Source organism: Aquicoccus porphyridii, assembly GCF_008369105.1.
Taxonomy (GTDB): Bacteria; Pseudomonadota; Alphaproteobacteria; order Rhodobacterales; family Rhodobacteraceae; genus Aquicoccus; species Aquicoccus porphyridii.
Genome location: NZ_VINQ01000011.1, coordinates 1 through 18,737, shown reverse-complemented (window position 1 = coordinate 18,737; position 18,737 = coordinate 1). Strand labels below are relative to the sequence as shown.

Sequence of the window (18,737 nt, the reverse complement as noted above, 5' to 3'; positions counted from 1 at the left end):
GTGCCTGTTTGTTGTGCCCACAATAGACCGTTGCCAACCAAAAGTAGAGACCCAGGTGACCATCTGTGACTTTTTCATTTGCCTAAAAATGGGGCACAAGTCACTTTTTGTGTATTTTTTAATCTCATGCATGGGGGTCAGGGCTGAAAATTCGTGCGGTTTTCTTCCTTTTTCCCGGTCTTCCGCGATTTGCTGCAGTTGCAAACAGGCCGGGAGACCGGCGCAAGGACAAGGGGAACCGAGGTGAAACTGATCATAGCAACGATCAAGCCGTTCAAGCTCGAAGAGGTGCGCGAGGCGCTCACCGGGATCGGGGTGCGCGGCATGATGGTCACCGAGATCAAGGGGTTTGGCGCGCAGTCGGGCCATACCGAGATTTATCGCGGTGCGGAATACGCCGTGAATTTCGTGCCCAAGATCAAGCTGGAACTCGTCGTGAGTGCGGCCATGGCCGACGAGGTGGTGGAAACCATCTCCAAGACCGCGCGCACCGGCAAGATCGGTGACGGCAAGATATTCGTGCTGGACGTGGGACAGGCCGTCCGCGTGCGCACGGGCGAAACCAATGAAGACGCGATCTGAGCGTTGCGCCAAAGGGGAAAACGGATGAACTACCTGAAAACCAAAATCAGCCTTGCGGCGGTCATGGCCATGATGGCGATGCCGTCCTTCGCGCAGGATGCAGGGGACGCGGTCGCAACCGCGGTGCCCACCGATTCTGTCTTTGTCTTCAACACGCTGCTGTTCCTGATCGGCGGGGTTCTCGTGTTCTGGATGGCGGCGGGCTTTGCCATGCTCGAAGCCGGGTTGGTGCGTTCCAAGAACGTGACCATGCAGTTGACCAAGAACATCGCGCTCTTTTCGTTCGCGGCGATCACCTATTATGTCATCGGTTACGTGCTGATGTATCCCGGCGACGGGTGGATGATCGATGGCTGGCTGGGTGCGCTCGGCGTTGCCATTCTCGAACCCGTCGGCCTCGCTGCGGCCGATGCCGATGCCTATGACTATGCCTCGACCGGGTCGGATTACTTCTTCCAGCTGATGTTCGTGGCGACCACCGCCTCGATCGTGTCGGGCACCGTGGCCGAGCGGATCAAGCTCTGGCCGTTCCTGATCTTCGTCATCGTCCTGACTGCGCTGATCTATCCGATCCAGGCAAGCTGGAGCTGGGGCGCGGGCGTTCTCGACGCCGCGGGCTTCAGCGACTTCGCGGGGTCAACCATCGTGCACTCCGTGGGTGGCTGGGCCGCGCTGACCGGGGCGATCATCCTCGGGCCGCGCCTTGGCAAATACACCAAGGAAGGGCGCACAGTGCCGATGCCGGGCTCGAACCTCGCGCTGGCCACGCTCGGCACGTTCATCCTGTGGCTCGGCTGGTTCGGCTTCAATGGTGGCTCGGAACTGGCGCTGGGTGGCGTGGACAGTGCCGCCAATGTCAGCCGCATCTTCGCCAACACCAATGCCGCCGCTGCCGGTGGGGCGGTGGCCGCGCTGATCCTGACCCAGCTTCTCTACAAGAAGCCTGACCTGACCATGGTGCTCAACGGCGCGCTGGCCGGCCTGGTGTCGATCACCGCCGAACCGCTGGCGCCCGGCCTCGGATCGGCCCTGCTGATCGGCATGATCGGCGGCGTGATCGTGGTCTTCGCGGTGCCGTTCCTCGACAGGCTCAAGATCGACGACGTGGTCGGCGCCATCCCGGTGCACCTCATCGCCGGGATCTGGGGCACGCTGGCGGTTCCGCTGACCAACTCCGACGCGTCCTTCGGCGCCCAGATCTATGGCATCGTCCTTGTGGGTGCCTTCACCATCGTCGCGTCGCTGGTGGTCTGGGTCGTCATCAAGGCCACGATGGGCCTGCGGGTCGACGAGGAAACCGAGATCAACGGCCTCGACATGGGCGAGCTGGGGATGGAAGCCTATCCCGATTTCGGCAAGGGCTGACCAAAGCTACAGCCTGAAAGGATCGGACCCGGGTGCCAATGGTGCCCGGGTCTTTTCGATTTTGCGCCCGCGAGACGGGCAATCCCGCTGGCAGAATCGCAAGGTGACGTGCTAAGTCTTGTGGCATGGCACAGGCAAACCCCCATATGCACCGACCTACCCCCGTTATCCGGCAGCTTGACGACGCCGCGATCAACCGCATCGCCGCCGGTGAAGTGGTCGAACGGCCCGCCAGCGCGGTCAAGGAGTTGATCGAGAACGCGCTCGACGCCGGGGCCACGCGGATCACCGTCGATTACGCCGATGGTGGCAAGACCCTCATCCGGGTCGGCGATGATGGGTGCGGGATGACGGCGGTCGACCTGCCGCTCGCACTGAGCCGCCATGCCACGTCCAAGATCGACGGGTCGGACCTGCTCGACATCCAGACATTCGGCTTTCGCGGCGAAGCATTGCCCAGCCTCGGGGCGGTCGGGCGGCTCAGCATCATGACCCGCGTGGCGGGTGGGGAGGGCGCCGAGATCGAGGTGACGGGCGGGCGCATGGGTGCGGTGAAACCTGCCGCGCTCAACCCCGGCACGCTGGTCGAGCTGCGCGACATCTTCCACGCCACCCCCGCGCGGCTCAAGTTCATGCGCTCGGACCGGGCCGAGGCGCAGGCGATTGGCGACGTGGTCAAACGCCTCGCCATGGCCGAGCCTTACGTGGGCTTTACTCTGCGCGATGTCTCGGGCGGCGGCGAGGGGCGCGTGACGTTCCGCGCCGACGCGCAGAACGGCGATCTCTTCGATGCGCTGCATGGCAGGCTGGCGCAGGTCCTGGGCCGTGAATTCGCGGAAAACGCCCTCCGGATCGACGCCGAACGCGAGGGGCTGCGGCTGGCCGGTTACGCCGCCCTGCCGACCTATTCGCGCGGGTCGAGCGTGGCGCAATACCTCTTCGTCAATGCCCGCCCGGTGCGCGACAAGATGCTCTATGGCGCGCTGCGCGCCGCCTATTCCGATTTCCTCAGCCGCGACCGCCACCCGGCGGCGGCGCTCTTTATCGACTGCGACCCGCACCTCGTGGATGTGAACGTCCACCCGGCCAAATCCGAGGTGCGGTTTCGCGAACCGGGCGTCGCGCGCGGGCTGATCGTGTCGGCCCTGCGCCACGCGCTGGCCGAGGCGGGGCACCGCGCCTCTTCGACCGTGGCCGACGCGACGCTGGGCGCGATGCGCTCCGAGGCGACGGGCCCCGCGCGGGTCTACCAGATGGTCCGCCCGTCAGGGCAAGCGATTTCAATGGCCTACCGGATGCAGGCCCCGCAGATGGACGCGCCGGGCTTTGCCGACGCCCCAAGCGCGCGGGTCGAGCCCGAGGCGGAATTGCCAGAGGCTAGCGAAGGCCGACCGCTGGGCGCCGCACGCGCGCAGGTGCACGAGAATTACATCATCGCCCAGACCGAAACCGGCATGGTCATCGTCGATCAGCACGCCGCGCATGAACGGCTGGTCTACGAAAAGCTCAAGCGCCAGATGGCCGAGAACGGTATCGCGGCACAGGCGCTTTTGATCCCCGAGATCGTCGAGTTGAACGACGGCGATTGCGCCCGCCTGATGGAGATATCCGAAGACCTGCAACGGCTCGGCCTGACCATCGAACCCTTTGGCGGCGGTGCCGTCGCGGTGCGCGAAACCCCCGCGATCCTCGGCGAGGTGAACGCCAAGGCGATGCTGCATGACATCCTCGATGAGCTGGACGATCTGGGCGAGAGCCTGGGCGTGCAGGCGCGAATCGAGGCGATCCTGAGCCGCGTGGCCTGTCACGGCTCGATCCGCTCGGGTCGGCGGATGCGCGCCGAAGAGATGAATGCGCTCCTGCGCGAGATGGAGGCGACGCCGCATTCCGGGCAATGCAACCACGGCCGCCCGACCTATGTGGAGTTGAGGCTTGCCGATATCGAACGGTTGTTTGGTCGGACATGATCGAAATCAACGGCCATACCCTGACGGAAATGGAACTGGCGGCGCTGGCGGGCGGGGTGGTGCTTCTGATCATGCTCATCCTGCTGATCATGGCGGTGCGCGCTGCGGGGCGGACGGCACGGGCGACCGAGCCATTGGTTCACCAACTGGCGGGGATGAGCCAGCGGGTTCAATCGCTCTCGGACGGGCAACAGCAACTCTCGGGCGGGCTCATGCATGTGAGCGAGGCGCAGGCGGCGTCGCAGAAGAACATGCTGGAACTGATGGAAAAGCGGCTTTCGGAAGTGTCGGGCAAGATGCAGGAAAACCTGCATGGATCGGCGCAACGCACGTCCCGCTCGCTGGGCGAGTTGCATGAACGGCTGGTCGCGATCGACAAGGCGCAGGAGAACATCACCAAGCTTTCGGGCGATGTGCTGAGCCTTCAGGATATCCTGTCGAACAAGCAGACGCGCGGCGCGTTCGGCGAGATTCAGCTCAACGATATCGTGTCCAAGGCGCTGCCGCGCGACAGCTATGGCGTGCAGGTGGCGCTGTCGAACGGGCGCCGGGCGGATGTGCTGATCCACCTGCCCAATCCGCCGGGGCCGATCGTGGTGGATTCGAAATTTCCCCTGGAGGCCTACGAGGCATTGCGCAATGCCCAGACCCAGGGCGAGTTGACCGAGGCGGCGCGCATGATGCGCGGGGCCGTGCGGGCGCATATCAAGGCGATTTCAGAGCGTTACATCATCGAGGGCGAAACGGCGGACGGCGCGTTGATGTTCCTGCCCTCCGAGGCGGTCTATGCCGAGTTGCACGCCAATTTCCCCGAACTGGTGCGCGAAGGCTTTGCCGCGCGGGTCTGGATCGTGTCGCCCACCACCTGCATGGCGACGCTCAACACGATGCGCGCGATCCTGAAAGACGCCCGGATGCGTGAACAGGCAGGGGCGATTCGCCGGGAATTAAGCCTTTTGTTCCAGGACGTTGAAAGGCTTTCTGGCCGGGTTGAAAATCTCGACCGGCATTTCGGGCAGGCGGCCAAGGACATCTCGGAGATCAAGATTTCCGCCGACAAGGCCGGGCGGCGGGCACAGCGGCTCGACAATTTCGATTTCGAGGAACTCGCCCCGGACCCGTCCGACGCGGTGCCCCTCTCTGGCCCTGAAACGACGTCCTGACCTTCGGCGCCGCCCGCCTGCGCGCGTCCCGCCCACCCTCCCCCGCGCGCAGGCGGGCTTGTTTCCCGGCTCATTCGTGGTGCGCGCGGACAGGTGGAAATGAGTATTTTTCCCAAGAAAGAGACGGGGGAGAGTCTGTCCTGGTGGTTCTTTCTTGGTGAAAATACTCAATCGCACCACCCGTCAGGCAAGCGCCGCGTCTGGCGTTTGCGCCAGATCAAGGACGGGGGATTGCGTGACCGTCATCTTTCACCGACAATGCCCAAAGCGCGGACGGAAGGATGAAACCATGCTGGATATCTCTGTTCACAAGATCGCCCAGGTGATCCTGATGTCGCGGGAACTGGAGCGCGCCGAAGGGGAATTGCGCGGGTTCATCGACCGCCTGACCGAAGAGGAACAGGCGAGCCTTGTCGCGGTGATGTGGATCGGGCGCGACAGTTTTTCGGCCGACGAGCTGGAAGAGGCCAAGGCCACCGCCATGACCGAGGCAACGGTGCCCACGGCGGATTACCTTCTGGGGACACCGCACCTGTCGGACCACCTGGAAAATGGACTCGATGCGCTGGGCCTGTCGGCGGCGGATGAAGAGGACGATCTCATTCGCGGCGGATGAGCGAACCCCAGGGATCGTGAAACGCCCGGGGTGTCCGGGCGTCTTCGTGTTTCATGCGTGCTCGACGATCTGCATATGCTGGGCCAGTTTCTCGACCTCGCCAAGCCAGCGCCCGACCAGTTTCGGATCGGCGGGTGTGGGGCTGACACCGGCGGGGATCTCGCGGTTCATCACCGCCTCGACCGCCAGCGACACGGGCACCGACACCAGCCGGGCCATCGCCGTGCCGCGCTCGTCTCCCCACGCGTCCATCACACAGGTCTTGTGCCAGACCGCCGTGCCGTCCTTTGTGGCCTTGAGATCGACGCAGAGGATCACTCGGTCGGCCTCGCCCTCGTCATAGGCGTTGTCGCGCAGGAGTTCGTCGGCGATCTCTTGCAGTCGCGCGTCCGATGCCGTGCCCATTTCGGCGAAGATGTCGGCCCATGCCTCGGCCCAGCCGTTGAGCCGCAATGTGCCGCGCACGAATTCGCGCACCGGCCATTCCGGGGCGAAATTGTAATCCGCCATGAAGGGCAGCGAATCGCGGTTGGGATAGACCTCGAAGCTCTCGGGCGTGGGCAACGGTGCGTCATAGCGCGACAGCGCGTCCCAGGGTTTCTCGACGTTGAACTCCTTGAAATCGCGGATCGAGCGCGAGGGCGAGCGCAACGCCTTCAATACCCCCACCGGGGCCCAGGAGAACTTGTAGCGCATCGGGTTGGCCTCTTTCGGCACCCCGCCGCAATAGGAGGTAAAGCTGATCTCGTTGTCCGGCGCATAGGCGTCCGAGGCGCGGTAATCCGCCACCAGCTTGTGCGCCATCAGGTGGTCGATGCCCGGATCGAGCCCGACCTCGTTGACGAAGGCAAGCCCGGCCTCGCGCGCGGCGTCGTTCAGTGCGCGCATCTCGGGCGCGATATAGGAGGACGAGACGAAATGCGCGCCCTTCGACAGGCACATCTCGGCCAGCGGCACATGCCAGTCGCCGGGCAGCATCGACACCACGATATCGCCCTTCTCGGTCGCCGCACTCAGTGCGTCGATGTCGAAGATGCGGATATCGCTGGCGACGTCGCCGACCGCTTCCTGCGCCTTGTCCAGCGTCCGGTTCCAGACCGTGACAGGGTGGCCCGCCGCGATCAGGCGGCGCAGGCCGGGGATCGAGGAAAAGCCGGTGCCGCACCAGTGGATTGTCATGTCGTCATCTCCTGTTCACTTGAATTTCAGCTTGGCCGTCACGATGGCGAGAACCGCGGTGACGGCACAGATATTGGCGACGATCAGCGGCCAGTCGACCACGAGGATGCCATAGAGCAGCCAGAGCGAGACCGTGGCGAGGAACATCAGGTTCGAGGGCAGCGAAAGCGCCGCGGTATCGCGCGAGGCCCAGGCCTTCCAGGCTTGCGGAATCCAGCAGACGGTGCCGAGGAAGGCCGCGAGATAGCCGATGACAAGGGTCATTCCGAGAGCGCCTTTGCATGGGTTTCGAAGGTGTCGCGGGCGCGGGCCCAGACGCCTTGGGAAAGATTGGAGAGGGTGAGCAGCGTTGGCAAGAGCTGAGAGGCGTAATCTTGCGACGATTCGACCGGCAGCATCGAGGGCAGGTTGTCGATCGCCATCACGTCGAGCGGCGGCGTGTCATGCACGCGAATGACAGGCGCATCCCACGTGGTGGCCCGGTCATAGACCGGCACCGGGTTGTAATCGCTGTCCGGGTCGCAGGCGACATCGCCGATCGCGGTCAGGCGGCGCGGGGCGGTCAGGGCCGCGCGCGGCACGAAAACCGGCGTGCCGGGCCGGGCAAGGATGCAGTTGAAGAAGATGTCGTGATCGAGGGTCTCGGGGAAGGGGCCGCCCGACGCGGTCTCATCTATGTCCCACTTGGTGACGCTGACGCCCACCGCCTCGCACAGGTCTGCGGCGCCGGTGCCAACCCGGCCGAGGGCGCCGATGACAAGGGCCGAGGGCCGACCCGCACCGGTAGCGTCGAGCCGCGCGCCAAGGTCGGCAAGCATCGCGTCCTTGCCCGGATAGGCACCCACCGGGCCACAGATGCCGCCCCCCTGCTGCGCCGCCCATGCCATGAGCGTGACCGCCGCCCCCGCGAACCCCGCCCAATAGCCGAAGGCGGCAACGCGGCGGCCGTCTTCGTCCACGAGGTATTCCAGATCGTAAAGCGTGCCGCCCCCCGCCTTGAACCGCCGCAGAAGCGCCTTGCCCGAATGCTGGCCCTTGAACGCATGGCCGAACAGGATGTGGCGATGCGGCAGTGGCGTGCCGTCATCGGGCAGTTCCTTCAACCCGAATATGATCGCATCGCGCGGCGCCTCGGGCCAGGAATTCTCCGGTGCGATCTCGGCCCCCGCCGCGCGATAGCCGTCGATCGGGATGGCGCGCGTCGCGCTCTCCTCGACCGTCACGCGCAGGCCTGCGTCGATCAGCGCCTTCGCGCCCTCGGGGGTGAGGCCGACGCGGTCCTCGTTCGGGCGTTGCTCGGCGCGAACCCAGAGATGTATCATGGCAGGTCTCCGTCAGACGAAAGTGCGGGCATGTTCGCGCCCCGGAATGTCGAGATGCGGCGTGGCGTTGAACCCGCCCAACATGAGCGCGTCATGGACATGCTCGACCCGATGCACGGATGAATTCATGATCTGCAACATGATCCGCGACATGCCGCCATTCTCCAGCCCCAGAATATGGCGCACGACCATGCCGATCACCCCGCCCGAGGTCACGATCAGGATACGACCATGACCTTCACAGACCTCGTCGACGATGCCGGTCACGCGGGCGGCGAAGTCGGAAAACCGCTCGGGCACACCCTCCAGCGCATCGCGGGTCCAGTGGTCGATCACCTCGGGCAGGTGGGCGGCGAATTCCGTGGGATCACGCGGCGCCGGGATGCCCGCCTGGTCCTCAAGCGCCTGGGCCAGCGCGAAATAGCTCAACTCGTTGAGCCGCGGGTCGGTGTCGGTGATCTCGAGCCCCATGGAGAGCGCGGTGTCGCGCTGACGGCTCAGCGTGCCGGTGATCACCCGGTCGAAATGCGGGTTGGTCGCGGCTATATGCTCGCCCAGCCAGCGGGCCTGCTGATGACCCAGATCCGAGAGCCGGTCATAGCTCTCTTCATCGGTGGCGGCGGCATTGGCCTGCCCGTGTCGGACAAGGATGAGTTCGGCCATGATGGACTCGCGTGGTTGTTGCGCGGCATGGATAGGCCAGCCGCGCACGGGTTGGAAGGGGCCGGGCAGAAAAAACGAACCCCTGCCGGACGGTCGGACCTCTTGTCGGATGTGGTGCGCCGCGGGGCCGATTGCGCTTGGCATGTTTGTTGCAAAACTCTGAACCCGCACCGCCCTCATGAACCGGGTCAACGCCCTAGGCGCTGCCGAGATCGCCCGCGTGGCCTGACGTCAGCCAGGTAAGGGAACGTCACGCCGCCGCCGGGCCGAGTGTGGCGATTGCTTCGGCGAGGGCCATGCCGGGGTCAAGCCCCATCGCACGTGCGGTGTCATTCGCCGCCGAGATCACACCGCTGGCCAGCGCCGAGGCGGCGCTGCCGATTTCGCAACTCATGCAATCGAGCGTCACCGCACCGATGCCATATGCGTCGAGCGCGGGCAGACGTGAGAGGCCGATATCATTCTTGCCCCGGCCTGCGTCATTGAAGGCGATCAGCCGGGCGGCAGCCTTGGATGCGCGGGCCGGATCACCGCCGATCAACCCGCCATGCGAGCCGGTGACGATGATCCGGCCTGAATCCTGCGGCTGGACGAGAGAGGCGCTGTCGACGCAGAGAATCCGGTGCGGGCCAAGCGCTTCTTCCCATCGTGCCTCGGGGACGGGGGCGAGCATGGCCTTGGGCGTCGGTGCATCGGCGAGCCGCGCGAGGGCGTCACCCACCGTCTGGCCCGGGGCGACACCAAGGGCCAGTGCGGATGTGTTGGCATGGGAGATTATCCCGTTTTCGAGCATGTCACGGGCTGCGCCAATTTCGGCGCTCATGGCATCGACGGCGGCGGCGGCCATGCCGACATCGGCCAGCGCCTCGACGCCCTTGACCCCCGCACGGTTCAACCCGATTCCCGCATCGTTGAGAATGACGGCGCGCAGCCCGGCGCGCGAGGCGATGGCGGCGGCATAGAGCCCGCCATGTGACCCCGAAACGGCCAAGCGGCCCTCGGCCGCGGTGTCGGCGTCGGTGATGGAATCGAGCAGGAGCGCGCGTTTGGTCATGGGGTATCAATATTTCGTTTGACACACCTCGACAAGTTGTTCCTATTATCGGCACATAAGTTCCGACAATAGGAATGGTGGGAGGAAGCAAGTGAATGTAGAGGCGCCGGTCGGCTCTATTGCGCGTGCCCAGAAGGTGCTGTCGGCGCTGGCCGATGCACCCTTGGGGGCGTCGCTGACCGAGATCATGGCCCGCACCGAGTTCACCAAATCCACCACCCACCGGGTTCTGGCCTCCTTGCAGGAGGTGCATTATGCCTATCAGGACCCGGACAGCCGGAAATATTTCCTGGGCAGCGCCCTGGCCAAGCTGGCGCGGGTGGCCAACCGATCCGACCTTGCGGCGCTTGCGGCCCGGTCGATGCGGCGGCTGGCCGATGTAAGCGCGGACACGATCTTCATGTCGGCGCCCGAGGGGGCGGCCTCGATCTGTGTGCGGCGCGAACTGGGGGGATTCCCGATCCGCACATTGACCATCGACGCGGGCGACCGGGTGCCGTTGGGCGTGGGGGCGACCGGGCAGGCGCTTTATGCGATGACGCCCGAACGCAAACGCCGCGCAGTCGCCGAGGCGAACCGGCGCTGGATGGCCGATTTCAACTATACCCCCGATCTGGTCGAGGAACGGTGCGCGGATTTCCATACGCGGGGCTATGCGCTCAACCCGTCGATCGTGATCCCGGGGATGAGCGCGGTGGGCCTGCCCATCGTGACACGGTCGGGGCGGCTCGTTGCGGCGGTCGGGATCGGGGCGATCAACGACCGGATGAGCACCGACCGGATCGAGGGCGAACTGGTGCCGCTGTTGCGGCAGGAGGTAGCGGTGCTTGCGGAGAAGTTCAGCATTCTCGAAGGGGAGGGGTTGATTTGAGCTTGCGGAATTTCGATGCGGGCCAGGCGCTGGAGCGGTTGACCCTGATGGAGCGCATCCGTGCCTTTGAAGAGGCGGCACGCCATGCGGCGGTCGAGGAGGGCCTCGTACTGGGCGCGATCCACCTGTCGATCGGGCAGGAGGCGGTGGCGGTGGGGCTGCTCGAAAGCCTGCGGCGCGACGATTACATCACCTCGACCCATCGCGGCCACGGGCACACGCTGGTCAAGGGCGCCGATCCGGCGGCGATGATGAAAGAGCTGCTGGGGCGCGAAGGCGGGTGCTGTGGCGGCAAGGGTGGCTCGATGCATATCGCGGATTTCGGGGTCGGAATGCTGGGCGCGAACGGTGTGGTGTCGGCCAATATCACCATCGCGGCGGGGGCGGCGCATGGGGTCAAGCTTCTGGGCGGGGATCAGGTTGTCGTGTGCATCTTCGGCGATGGCGCGGCCAACCGGGGGCCGTTCCTGGAAGGGATCAACTGGGCCGGGGTGTTCGATTTGCCGATCCTCTTCGTGTGCGAGGACAACCAGTATTCGGCGACCACCAGGACATCCGACATGACCTCGGGCGACGTCGGCGCGCGGGCCGAGGCGCTGGGCCTGCCGGTCACGCGGATCGACGGCAACGATGTCGAGGAGATGGCCGCGACATCGCGCGAGATCATCGCGCGCATCCGCGCGGGCGGAGAGCCGGAATTCATGCATGCGCTCACCTATCGCCTTGACGGGCATACCTATTTCGATCCGGCGACCTATCGCCCCGAGGGCGAGGCCGAGCGGATGCAGGTCGAGACCTGCCCGATCGCGCGCCAGCGTGACCTGTTGGGTGCGGCCGGGGTCGCGGCGGAGCGGATGGACGAGATCGCCAAGGCTGCGCGGGACGAGATGCGCGCTGCTCTGGAGGCGGCAAAGGCGGCGCCATGGCCCGCCGATGACACGGTATTCGACGATGTGCAGGATGTAGGTTCACCTGCGGTGGAGGCATTCTGATGGTGGTGATGAGTTACGCGGAGGCCGCGAAACTGGCCGTTGCCGAAGCGATGCGTGATGACCCGCGCGTCTGGTGCGTGGGCGAGGATCTGGGACGCGGCGGCGTCTTCAAGCAATACGCGGGGCTGCGCGAGGAGTTCGGCCCCGATCGGATCAGCGATGCGCCGATTTCCGAGGCGGCGATCATGGGCGCGGCCTTCGGCGCGGCGATGGTGGGCACGCGGCCGATTGTCGAGATGCGGTTCGCCGACTTCGCGCTTTGCGCCACCGACGAGTTGATCAACCAGGTTGCCAAGGCCCGCTTCATGTTCGGCGGACAGAGCCGCGCGCCGATGGTGATCCGCAAGCCGATGGGGATGTGGCGCAGTTCGGCGGCGCAGCACAGCCAGAGCCTTGAGGCGTGGTATGCGCATATTCCGGGGCTGGTCGTGGTCTGCCCGAGCACGCCACAGGACAATTATTCCATGATGAAGGCCGCGATCGCCTGCGACGATCCGGTGGTTTACCTTGAACACAAGAACATCTGGGCGCTCGAGGGCGAGGTGGATACCACCGCCCCGGGCGATTTCGGCAAGGCGCGAGTGCGACGGTCGGGCAGGGATGTGACCATCGTGAGCTGGTCGGATTGCGCCAACCTGGCCGAGAGTGCAGGGGCGGTGCTGGCCGAACGGGGCATCGCGGCCGAGGTGATCGACCTTGTGAGCCTCTGGCCCTGGGACAAGCGCGCGGTGATCGAGAGCGTGCGCAAGACGGGCCGTCTGATCGTGGCGCATGAAGCCGTTTCGGTGGGTGGTTTCGGTGCCGAGGTGGTGGCCAGCGTCGCGCAGGATGTGGCGATGAAGGTGCGGCCACGTCGGCTGGGCGCGCCCCGGTCGCTGGTGGCCTATGCGCCCAACCTTGAGGATCAGTTGCGCGTGACGGAAGAAATGATCGCGCAGGCGGCGGAAGAGATGATGGAGGCAAAGGCAGCATGAGCAGCAACGAGATGACAGGGGGCGAGGCGCTGGTGCGGATGCTTCTGGCCCATGGGGCCGGCCCGATGTTCGGCATGGGCGGGTTTCAACTGCTGCCCTTTTACGATGCGGCGCGGCGGCTGGGGCTGAAACACAACCTGATCAACGACGAACGCTGCGCGGTCTTTGCCGCCGATGCCTATGCCAAGGTGTCGGGACGGGTCGGATTGGTCGATGCCACGCTGGGGCCGGGGGCCACCAACCTCGTGACCGGACTGGTCGAGGCGTTGAACGCGGGTTCGCCCATCGTGGCGATCATCGGCGATGCGCAGCGCGATCACGCGGGCAAGAACATGACGCAGGAGACCGACCAGGTGTCGATCCTGCGCCCCGCCTGCAAGGAGCTTCTGCGCATCGAGTCGATCCAGCGCATCCCCGAGATCATGCGCCGCGCCTTCGCCGTGGCCACGAGCGGACGGCCCGGCCCGGTGGTGGTGGACGTGCCCGAGGATATCGCGCATGGGCTCTGGGGCTATGACGACGGCGATTTCGATGTCGATCCGGCGCATGAGGCGGCACCCGCGCTGCGCTGTCGTCCTGATGTGGCGAGCATTGCGCGCGCCGCTGACATGATCGCCGGGGCCGAGCGGCCGATCCTGCTCTGTGGCGGGGGCATCCATATTTCACAGGCCACCGGGGCGGTGACGCGCTTTGCCGAGGAAAACGGCATCCCCGTGGCCCACACGATGAGCGGCAAGGGCGCGATTGCCTGCACCTCGCCGCTGAGCGCGGGGTTGTTCGGCCGCTATGACCGGATCGCCAACGACCTGATCGCGGCCAGCGATTGCATCGTCGTGACGGGTTGCAAGCTGGGCGAGATCGCGACCAAGCGGTTTTCGATCCCGCACAAGGGGCAACGGGTCATTCACCTTGACAATGTGGCCGAGGAGATGGGGCGAACCTATGAACCGGCGCTCAAGCTTTGGGGGGATGCCCGCGAGGGGCTCGACGCCCTGACCGAAGCGATGGCCGACACCGCCGGGGCGCAGCGGGCACGGCGGGCCGATTACCTCGCCGAGATCCCGGTGAAGATGCAGGCCTGGCATGACGAGGTCGCGGCGGATCGGCTTTATTCGGATGAAAGCCCGGTGCATATGGCGCGGCTCATCACCGAGTTGAACCGGCATTTGCCGGCGGATGGGTACCTGATCGCCGATGGCGGGTTCGCCGCGCATTGGGGCGGATTGCTGTTCAATTCGAAAGAGGCACGGCGCAGTTTCGTGCCGGACCGGGGCTTTGCCTCGATCGGCTATGGCCTGCCCGGCGCGATGGGCGCGCAACTGGCCGATCCCGAAGCGGTGGTCGTGGGATTGACCGGCGATGGCGGGTTCAACATGGTGTTGGGGGAGTTGGAGACCGCGCGGCGGATGGGACTGGGCCTGACGGTGATCGTGGTGAACAACGCGGCATCGGGGTACGTGAAGGCGTTGCAGCATCTGATGTATGGCGAAGGCAATTACCAGAGCTCGGACCTGGCCGAGACCAATTATGCGAAAGTGGCCGAGGCGATGGGCTGTCATGGTATCCGGGTGGAGGAGCCCGGAGAACTGGAAGGCGCGTTGAAGGCAGCCTTCGCCGAGAGGAACCGGCCAAGCGTCATCGACGTCATGGTCACACGAGACCCGGCCCGGATGCTTCCGGCCGTCGATAACCGGACCGTTCAGGTCAAGAAAGGCGATCGCGTGGCCTAGATACGCGCCATTTAGGGAGGAGTGCCAATGAAGACCAAATTTACCATAACCGCCTGTGCCGCGGCCATCGTGGCGACGGGAGCCGTCGCCAAGGATATCGAGATGCAGGCGATTTTCCCGCAGACGCTGCCGCTTCTGGGCAAGCCGGGCTGGGACATTGCCGAGAAAGTCGCGGAATTGACCGCGGGGGGCGTTCAGTTCAACGTCAAGAACCCCGGCGAAATCGTCTCGACCGGCGAGGTCTGGGACGCGGTATCGACCGGGGCGCTGGAATCGTCGTGGTATTCGATCGGTTTCGCCGAGGGCGTGGTGCCGTCGGCGCCGCTGTTCACGACCTTCCCGTTCGGGCCGGACATCAAGGAATATGCCGCCTGGTGGTATTATGGCGGCGGGCAGGAGATCTGGACCGAGATCACCGAGGCGCAATACAACATCAAGACCATCCATTGTTCGACGCTGGTGCCCGAAGCCTCGGGCTGGTTTCGCGAAGAGATCAAGACGGTCGCCGACCTGCAAGGCAAGAAGATGCGCTTCTTCGGCCTTGGGGCCAGCGTGATGGCCAAGCTCGGGGTCGAGGCGCAGTCGATGGGGCTGGCCGATACGATGTCGGCGCTCAATACCGGGGCGATCGACAGTGCCGAGCTGGGCTTTCCCTATCTCGACAACCTCGTGGGGATGTATGAACACGCCAAGCATTACTATTTCCCCGGCTGGCACCAGCAGACCAGTTTCCTGAGCCTGCTGATCAACATGGATACCTGGAACGATTTCACCGACCAGGAGCGCGCCATCATCGAGACCGCCTGCGAGGCGCAGGTTCTGCGCACCATGGCCGAGGGCGAGGCCGTACAGCTCGCTCCGCTGGCCAAGATGCAGGAGGAGAACGACGTGCAGGTTCATACATGGCCCGACGAGATCCTGGCGGCGTATGAATCGGCCTGGGCCGAGGTGGCGGCGGAGAAATCCGCGCAGGACGCCGATTTCAAACGCGCATGGGAGAGCATAGAGGCCTTCCGTGCCGACTATGCCGAGTGGAAAGAGATCGGTTACCTGAAATAGGCTTATCGCAGGCGTCGGCCCGGACATGGTTCCGGGCCGGGCCATAACGGGGGAGGGGACATGCAGGCAGCCTTGAATGTCGCGGCGGCGCTGACCCGCATCTGCGACTGGGCCGCGCGGATCGCCGCGGTGCTTCTCATCGTGCTGGTGGCGGTCATCATGTATGACGTGATCGGGCGAAAGTTCTTCGACACCAGTTCCTTCGTGTTGCAGGATCTGGAATGGCATATCCACGGGGTGATCGCGATGTTCGCCTTTGGCTATGCCTATACGCGCGACGCCCATGTGCGCATCGACGTTCTGGCCCACCGGATGAATCCGCGGTTCCGCCTCTGGCTTGAGCTTTGGGTGGTTGTCCTTCTGGTCATCCCGTTCTTCGCGATCATTGTCTGGTATGGCTACGAATTCGCCGAACGCGCCTTCGTGCGCGGCGAGGGGGCCAATGGCGGGCGCGGGTTGCCGCATCGCTGGGTCATCAAGTCGGTGATCCCGGTCGCGGGGCTGGTGACGATCGCGGGCTGCGCTGCGGTCGTGCTTCGTATTCTGGCCGTGCTGAGGCGGCCCGATCTTGTCGAGACTCCTTTCATCGAGCGGGGCCTATGGAAACGCTGATCGAATTCCTGCCCGCAATCATGTTCCTGAGCCTGATCGCGGGGCTTTTCACCTCGCTTCCGGTGCCGATCGTGCTGTCGGCGATTACGCTTGTTTTCGCGCTGATCGCTCTGTGGCTGGGCGAGATGCGGCCGGTGCACCTGTCGCTTATCCCGACGCGGATCTTCGGCGGGGTGATCGACAACGCGGTTCTGGTCGCCGCGCCGATGTTCATCTTCATGGGCGTGGTGATGGAGAAGACGCGGATCGCCGAGGATCTGCTGCTCACGCTTCAGAAGCTGATGGCGCGGGTGCCGGGGGGGCTGGCGCTGGCCGTGGTATTGATGGGCACGATCCTGGCCGCCGCGACGGGGATCATCGGGGCCTCGGTGGTGATGCTGACGGTGATGGCGCTGCCCACCATGATGCGGGCGGGATATTCCGCGCCGCTGGCCACCGGCACGGTGGCGAGCGCGGGCACGCTTGGGATTCTCATTCCGCCCTCGGTGATGCTGGTCTTCATGTCGGACCTTCTGTCGCTCAACCTTGCCAAGGTGTTCGTGGCGGCGTTCCTGCCGGGGCTGTTCCTGGCCGGGGTCTATCTTGTCTACCTGGTGCTGCGCTCGCTTCTGCGGCCGGGCGAGACGCCGGTGACGGCGCGGCTCGAGGCCGGGGAACGTGCCGGTCTCTGGCGCGAAACGATCATCTCGGTCAGCTTTCCGCTGATCCTGATCGTCTCGGTTCTGGGGTCGATCATCGGCGGCATTGCCAGCCCGACCGAAGCCTCTGGGGTGGGCGCCTTCGCGGCGCTGCTTCTGGGGTTGATCCGCGGGCGGCTGAGCCTTTCGACGCTGGGCGAGGCCACGGATTCGGCATTGCGCACCATTGCGCTTCTGTTCTTCATCTTCGCGGCGGCGACGGCGTTCTCTTACGTCTTTCGCAGGATCGGCGGTGACGAGTTCATCATCGAGATGGCACGCAGCCTCGATCTCGGGGATTGGGCACTCTTGTTCATGATGATGGCGATGGTCTTTGTCATGGGGTTCTTTTTCGACTGGATCGAGATCACGCTGATCCTGCTGCCGATCTTCGCGCCCATCGTGGGGTTGATGGACCTGGGGGCGCATATCGACAAGGCCGACCTGGTCTATTGGTTCACCATCCTTGTGGCGGTGAATTTGCAGACCTCCTTCCTGACGCCTCCATTCGGTTTTGCGCTGTTCTACATGAAGGGCGCAGCGGGCGACCTGGTGGAAATGCGCGACATCTACCGCGGGATCATTCCCTTCGTGCTGTTGCAGGTGGCGGTTCTGGCGGTGCTGATCTGGCAACCGGAGATCGTAATGTGGCTGCCCAATCAGGTGCTGTCGCGATGACGCGGCTGGCGGGAAAACGCGCGGCGGTGATCGGGGCCGGCTCGGTGGGGCCGGGCTGGGGCAATGGCAAGGCGATGGCGGTGCGCTTCGCACGGGAGGGCGCGCGGGTGCTCTGTGTCGATCGCAACCTGGAGGCGGCGCAGGAGACGGCGGGGTTGATCGCCGATGAAGGCGGTGTGGCCGAGGTTCTGGCGGTTGATGTGACCGCGCCCGAGGCGGGCGATGCCGTTTCAGGAGCGATGGAGCGAGCCTGGGGCGGGGTCGATGTGCTGGCCTATAACGTGGGGATCAGCCAGACGGGCGGCGTTCTCGAAACCTCGGACGCCGACTGGGCGCGGGTGTTCGACATCAACCTCGGCGCGGCGATGCGGATCACCCGGGCGGTTCTGCCTGGAATGCGGTCGCAAGGAACCGGTGCCTTTGTCTATGTCTCGTCGCTGGCTGCGGTCTATTCCGCGCCTTACAGCTATGTCTCTTACGAGGTGTCGAAGGCCGGGCTGGTGCGCTTTGCCCGCTCGGTCGCGCATGAAAACGCGCCCCACGGGGTGCGTTCGAACGTGATCCTGCCCGGCGTGATCGAGACGCCGCATGTGAATGCGTTCGTTGATAGCGAGACCAATCCCGAAGACCTGGCTCGGCGCCGCGCGGCGATGGTGCCGATGGGGCGTCAGGGCAGCGCGTGGGACGTGGCCAACGCGGCGCTCTACCTCGCCTCGGACGAGGCTGGGTTCGTGACCGGGGTGGAATTGCGGGTCGACGGTGGCCTGACGGCCTGAGCCGTGACAATGGGCGGGCGCGTCGTCTCCGGTGGCAGCGCGTTCTGGGACAATGCCAACCAGATGGCTTCCAACCGGTCATTGCGAAGCTGTTGGCTGCGTCCGCGACAAGGCCCCTGCATGACCCCAAGCTGTTGCACCAACCGGCCGAGAACTTTGCAACCGGGCCTTCAAGGGGCGGTGTGGTCTGGAATGTTGGATATGCGGACGGAACGGAAATTCAAACTTTCTGCTGCAACGTCTGCTTTTTCAAAACTTGCCCGCGCGGCAATGCCCGAAACCATGCGTCTAGGAACTCTGCCCCACAACCGCGAAACGCTTGCAGATTAGTCCATCTGGGGTCCGGTAGGTTCGAAAGCCCATCGCCTCGTAATATGCCAATGCTTCGGGATTGGTTGCTGCAATCGTCGCGTCGATGTTGCCGATACCCGCTTCTGCAGCAGCCGAGCAACTTACG

General features: G+C 64.9%; 19 protein-coding genes. 14 read left to right on the top strand and 5 right to left on the bottom strand.

Annotated features, from left to right (window positions below; all coding sequences use genetic code 11):
* The first annotated feature begins 243 nt into the window (after window positions 1-243).
* The 6 genes from FLO80_RS13790 to FLO80_RS13765 all read left to right on the top strand — a co-directional run bounded on the left by FLO80_RS13790 (window position 244) and on the right by FLO80_RS13765 (window position 5,693).
* Window positions 244-582: a P-II family nitrogen regulator gene (locus FLO80_RS13790; protein ID WP_111364973.1), complete on the top strand. Its 339-nt coding sequence runs from the start codon at window positions 244-246 to the stop codon at window positions 580-582.
* 24 nt (window positions 583-606) lie between these two features.
* Window positions 607-1,947 carry an ammonium transporter gene (locus FLO80_RS13785; RefSeq protein WP_111364614.1) on the top strand — a complete coding sequence of 447 codons (1,341 nt, stop codon included), beginning with the start codon at window positions 607-609 and terminating at the stop codon, window positions 1,945-1,947.
* A gap of 125 nt (window positions 1,948-2,072) precedes the next feature.
* Window positions 2,073-3,914 carry a DNA mismatch repair endonuclease MutL gene (mutL, locus tag FLO80_RS13780; protein ID WP_111364617.1) on the top strand — a complete coding sequence of 614 codons (1,842 nt, stop codon included), beginning with the start codon at window positions 2,073-2,075 and terminating at the stop codon, window positions 3,912-3,914.
* Window positions 3,911-5,077 (top strand): DNA recombination protein RmuC, encoded by a 1,167-nt coding sequence (locus FLO80_RS13775; protein ID WP_111364620.1) that lies wholly within the window; start codon window positions 3,911-3,913, stop codon window positions 5,075-5,077. The genes mutL and FLO80_RS13775 overlap by 4 nt, the downstream gene beginning before the upstream one ends.
* A gap of 99 nt (window positions 5,078-5,176) precedes the next feature.
* The gene (locus FLO80_RS13770; RefSeq protein ID WP_146611020.1) at window positions 5,177-5,362 is read left to right on the top strand and encodes a hypothetical protein; all 186 of its coding nucleotides are present in this window, start codon (window positions 5,177-5,179) and stop codon (window positions 5,360-5,362) included.
* 4 nt (window positions 5,363-5,366) lie between these two features.
* On the top strand, window positions 5,367-5,693 hold the full coding sequence (locus FLO80_RS13765; RefSeq protein WP_111364624.1) for a DUF3775 domain-containing protein: 327 nt from the start codon (window positions 5,367-5,369) through the stop codon (window positions 5,691-5,693).
* 51 nt (window positions 5,694-5,744) lie between these two features.
* Here FLO80_RS13765 and FLO80_RS13760 read toward each other — a convergent pair whose 3' ends face one another.
* The 5 genes from FLO80_RS13760 to FLO80_RS13740 form a co-directional block, all read right to left on the bottom strand.
* Window positions 5,745-6,872: a saccharopine dehydrogenase family protein gene (locus FLO80_RS13760; RefSeq protein WP_111364626.1), complete on the bottom strand. Its 1,128-nt coding sequence runs from the start codon at window positions 6,870-6,872 to the stop codon at window positions 5,745-5,747.
* 15 nt (window positions 6,873-6,887) lie between these two features.
* Window positions 6,888-7,136, bottom strand: coding sequence for a SemiSWEET family sugar transporter (locus FLO80_RS13755; RefSeq protein ID WP_111364628.1), 249 nt, complete (start codon window positions 7,134-7,136; stop codon window positions 6,888-6,890).
* Window positions 7,133-8,194, bottom strand: coding sequence for a saccharopine dehydrogenase (locus FLO80_RS13750; protein ID WP_111364629.1), 1,062 nt, complete (start codon window positions 8,192-8,194; stop codon window positions 7,133-7,135). Before FLO80_RS13750 ends, FLO80_RS13755 begins: the two co-directional genes overlap by 4 nt.
* Window positions 8,195-8,206: 12 nt before the next feature.
* Window positions 8,207-8,857: a histidine phosphatase family protein gene (locus FLO80_RS13745; protein WP_111364976.1), complete on the bottom strand. Its 651-nt coding sequence runs from the start codon at window positions 8,855-8,857 to the stop codon at window positions 8,207-8,209.
* 250 nt (window positions 8,858-9,107) lie between these two features.
* Entirely contained in the window at window positions 9,108-9,911 is an 804-nt protein-coding gene (locus tag FLO80_RS13740) for a hypothetical protein (RefSeq protein ID WP_111364631.1), read from the bottom strand.
* A gap of 91 nt (window positions 9,912-10,002) precedes the next feature.
* Here FLO80_RS13740 and FLO80_RS13735 point away from each other — a divergent pair, with 91 nt between their 5' ends.
* Genes FLO80_RS13735 through FLO80_RS13700 form a run of 8 tightly spaced genes read left to right on the top strand, consistent with a single transcriptional unit; the run spans window position 10,003 to window position 18,280 of the window.
* The gene (locus FLO80_RS13735; RefSeq protein WP_111364633.1) at window positions 10,003-10,782 is read left to right on the top strand and encodes an IclR family transcriptional regulator; all 780 of its coding nucleotides are present in this window, start codon (window positions 10,003-10,005) and stop codon (window positions 10,780-10,782) included.
* Window positions 10,779-11,774, top strand: a complete 996-nt coding sequence (locus FLO80_RS13730) for a thiamine pyrophosphate-dependent dehydrogenase E1 component subunit alpha (protein ID WP_246156686.1) — start codon at window positions 10,779-10,781, stop codon at window positions 11,772-11,774. The genes FLO80_RS13735 and FLO80_RS13730 overlap by 4 nt, the downstream gene beginning before the upstream one ends.
* Complete coding sequence (locus FLO80_RS13725; RefSeq protein WP_188078295.1) at window positions 11,774-12,748, top strand: alpha-ketoacid dehydrogenase subunit beta; 975 nt, start codon at window positions 11,774-11,776, stop codon at window positions 12,746-12,748. The genes FLO80_RS13730 and FLO80_RS13725 overlap by 1 nt, the downstream gene beginning before the upstream one ends.
* Complete coding sequence (locus tag FLO80_RS13720) at window positions 12,745-14,478, top strand: thiamine pyrophosphate-binding protein (RefSeq protein WP_111364639.1); 1,734 nt, start codon at window positions 12,745-12,747, stop codon at window positions 14,476-14,478. Before FLO80_RS13725 ends, FLO80_RS13720 begins: the two co-directional genes overlap by 4 nt.
* Window positions 14,479-14,505: 27 nt before the next feature.
* Window positions 14,506-15,537 (top strand): TRAP transporter substrate-binding protein, encoded by a 1,032-nt coding sequence (locus FLO80_RS13715; protein WP_246156685.1) that lies wholly within the window; start codon window positions 14,506-14,508, stop codon window positions 15,535-15,537.
* A 60-nt stretch (window positions 15,538-15,597) separates the two neighbouring features.
* Window positions 15,598-16,149 (top strand): TRAP transporter small permease subunit, encoded by a 552-nt coding sequence (locus FLO80_RS13710; RefSeq protein WP_111364642.1) that lies wholly within the window; start codon window positions 15,598-15,600, stop codon window positions 16,147-16,149.
* A complete protein-coding gene (locus FLO80_RS13705) occupies window positions 16,137-17,504 on the top strand; it encodes a TRAP transporter large permease (RefSeq protein ID WP_111364644.1) in 1,368 nt (455 codons plus the stop codon). Before FLO80_RS13710 ends, FLO80_RS13705 begins: the two co-directional genes overlap by 13 nt.
* Window positions 17,501-18,280 (top strand): SDR family NAD(P)-dependent oxidoreductase, encoded by a 780-nt coding sequence (locus FLO80_RS13700; RefSeq protein WP_111364647.1) that lies wholly within the window; start codon window positions 17,501-17,503, stop codon window positions 18,278-18,280. Before FLO80_RS13705 ends, FLO80_RS13700 begins: the two co-directional genes overlap by 4 nt.
* Window positions 18,281-18,737: the final 457 nt, after the last annotated feature.

What these genes read in the sequence shown, in the direction of transcription:
- FLO80_RS13760 (WP_111364626.1), bottom strand. Translation starts at nt 6,872, where the DNA reads ATGACAATCCACTGGTGCGGCACCGGCTTTTCCTCGATCCCCGGCCTG.
- FLO80_RS13720 (WP_111364639.1), top strand. Translation starts at nt 12,745, where the DNA reads ATGAGCAGCAACGAGATGACAGGGGGCGAGGCGCTGGTGCGGATGCTT.
- FLO80_RS13755 (WP_111364628.1), bottom strand. Translation starts at nt 7,136, where the DNA reads ATGACCCTTGTCATCGGCTATCTCGCGGCCTTCCTCGGCACCGTCTGC.
- FLO80_RS13715 (WP_246156685.1), top strand. Translation starts at nt 14,506, where the DNA reads ATGAAGACCAAATTTACCATAACCGCCTGTGCCGCGGCCATCGTGGCG.
- FLO80_RS13765 (WP_111364624.1), top strand. Translation starts at nt 5,367, where the DNA reads ATGCTGGATATCTCTGTTCACAAGATCGCCCAGGTGATCCTGATGTCG.
- FLO80_RS13770 (WP_146611020.1), top strand. Translation starts at nt 5,177, where the DNA reads ATGAGTATTTTTCCCAAGAAAGAGACGGGGGAGAGTCTGTCCTGGTGG.
- mutL (WP_111364617.1), top strand. Translation starts at nt 2,073, where the DNA reads ATGGCACAGGCAAACCCCCATATGCACCGACCTACCCCCGTTATCCGG.
- FLO80_RS13750 (WP_111364629.1), bottom strand. Translation starts at nt 8,194, where the DNA reads ATGATACATCTCTGGGTTCGCGCCGAGCAACGCCCGAACGAGGACCGC.
- FLO80_RS13725 (WP_188078295.1), top strand. Translation starts at nt 11,774, where the DNA reads ATGGTGGTGATGAGTTACGCGGAGGCCGCGAAACTGGCCGTTGCCGAA.
- FLO80_RS13745 (WP_111364976.1), bottom strand. Translation starts at nt 8,857, where the DNA reads ATGGCCGAACTCATCCTTGTCCGACACGGGCAGGCCAATGCCGCCGCC.
- FLO80_RS13785 (WP_111364614.1), top strand. Translation starts at nt 607, where the DNA reads ATGAACTACCTGAAAACCAAAATCAGCCTTGCGGCGGTCATGGCCATG.
- FLO80_RS13710 (WP_111364642.1), top strand. Translation starts at nt 15,598, where the DNA reads ATGCAGGCAGCCTTGAATGTCGCGGCGGCGCTGACCCGCATCTGCGAC.
- FLO80_RS13705 (WP_111364644.1), top strand. Translation starts at nt 16,137, where the DNA reads ATGGAAACGCTGATCGAATTCCTGCCCGCAATCATGTTCCTGAGCCTG.
- FLO80_RS13700 (WP_111364647.1), top strand. Translation starts at nt 17,501, where the DNA reads ATGACGCGGCTGGCGGGAAAACGCGCGGCGGTGATCGGGGCCGGCTCG.
- FLO80_RS13775 (WP_111364620.1), top strand. Translation starts at nt 3,911, where the DNA reads ATGATCGAAATCAACGGCCATACCCTGACGGAAATGGAACTGGCGGCG.
- FLO80_RS13740 (WP_111364631.1), bottom strand. Translation starts at nt 9,911, where the DNA reads ATGACCAAACGCGCGCTCCTGCTCGATTCCATCACCGACGCCGACACC.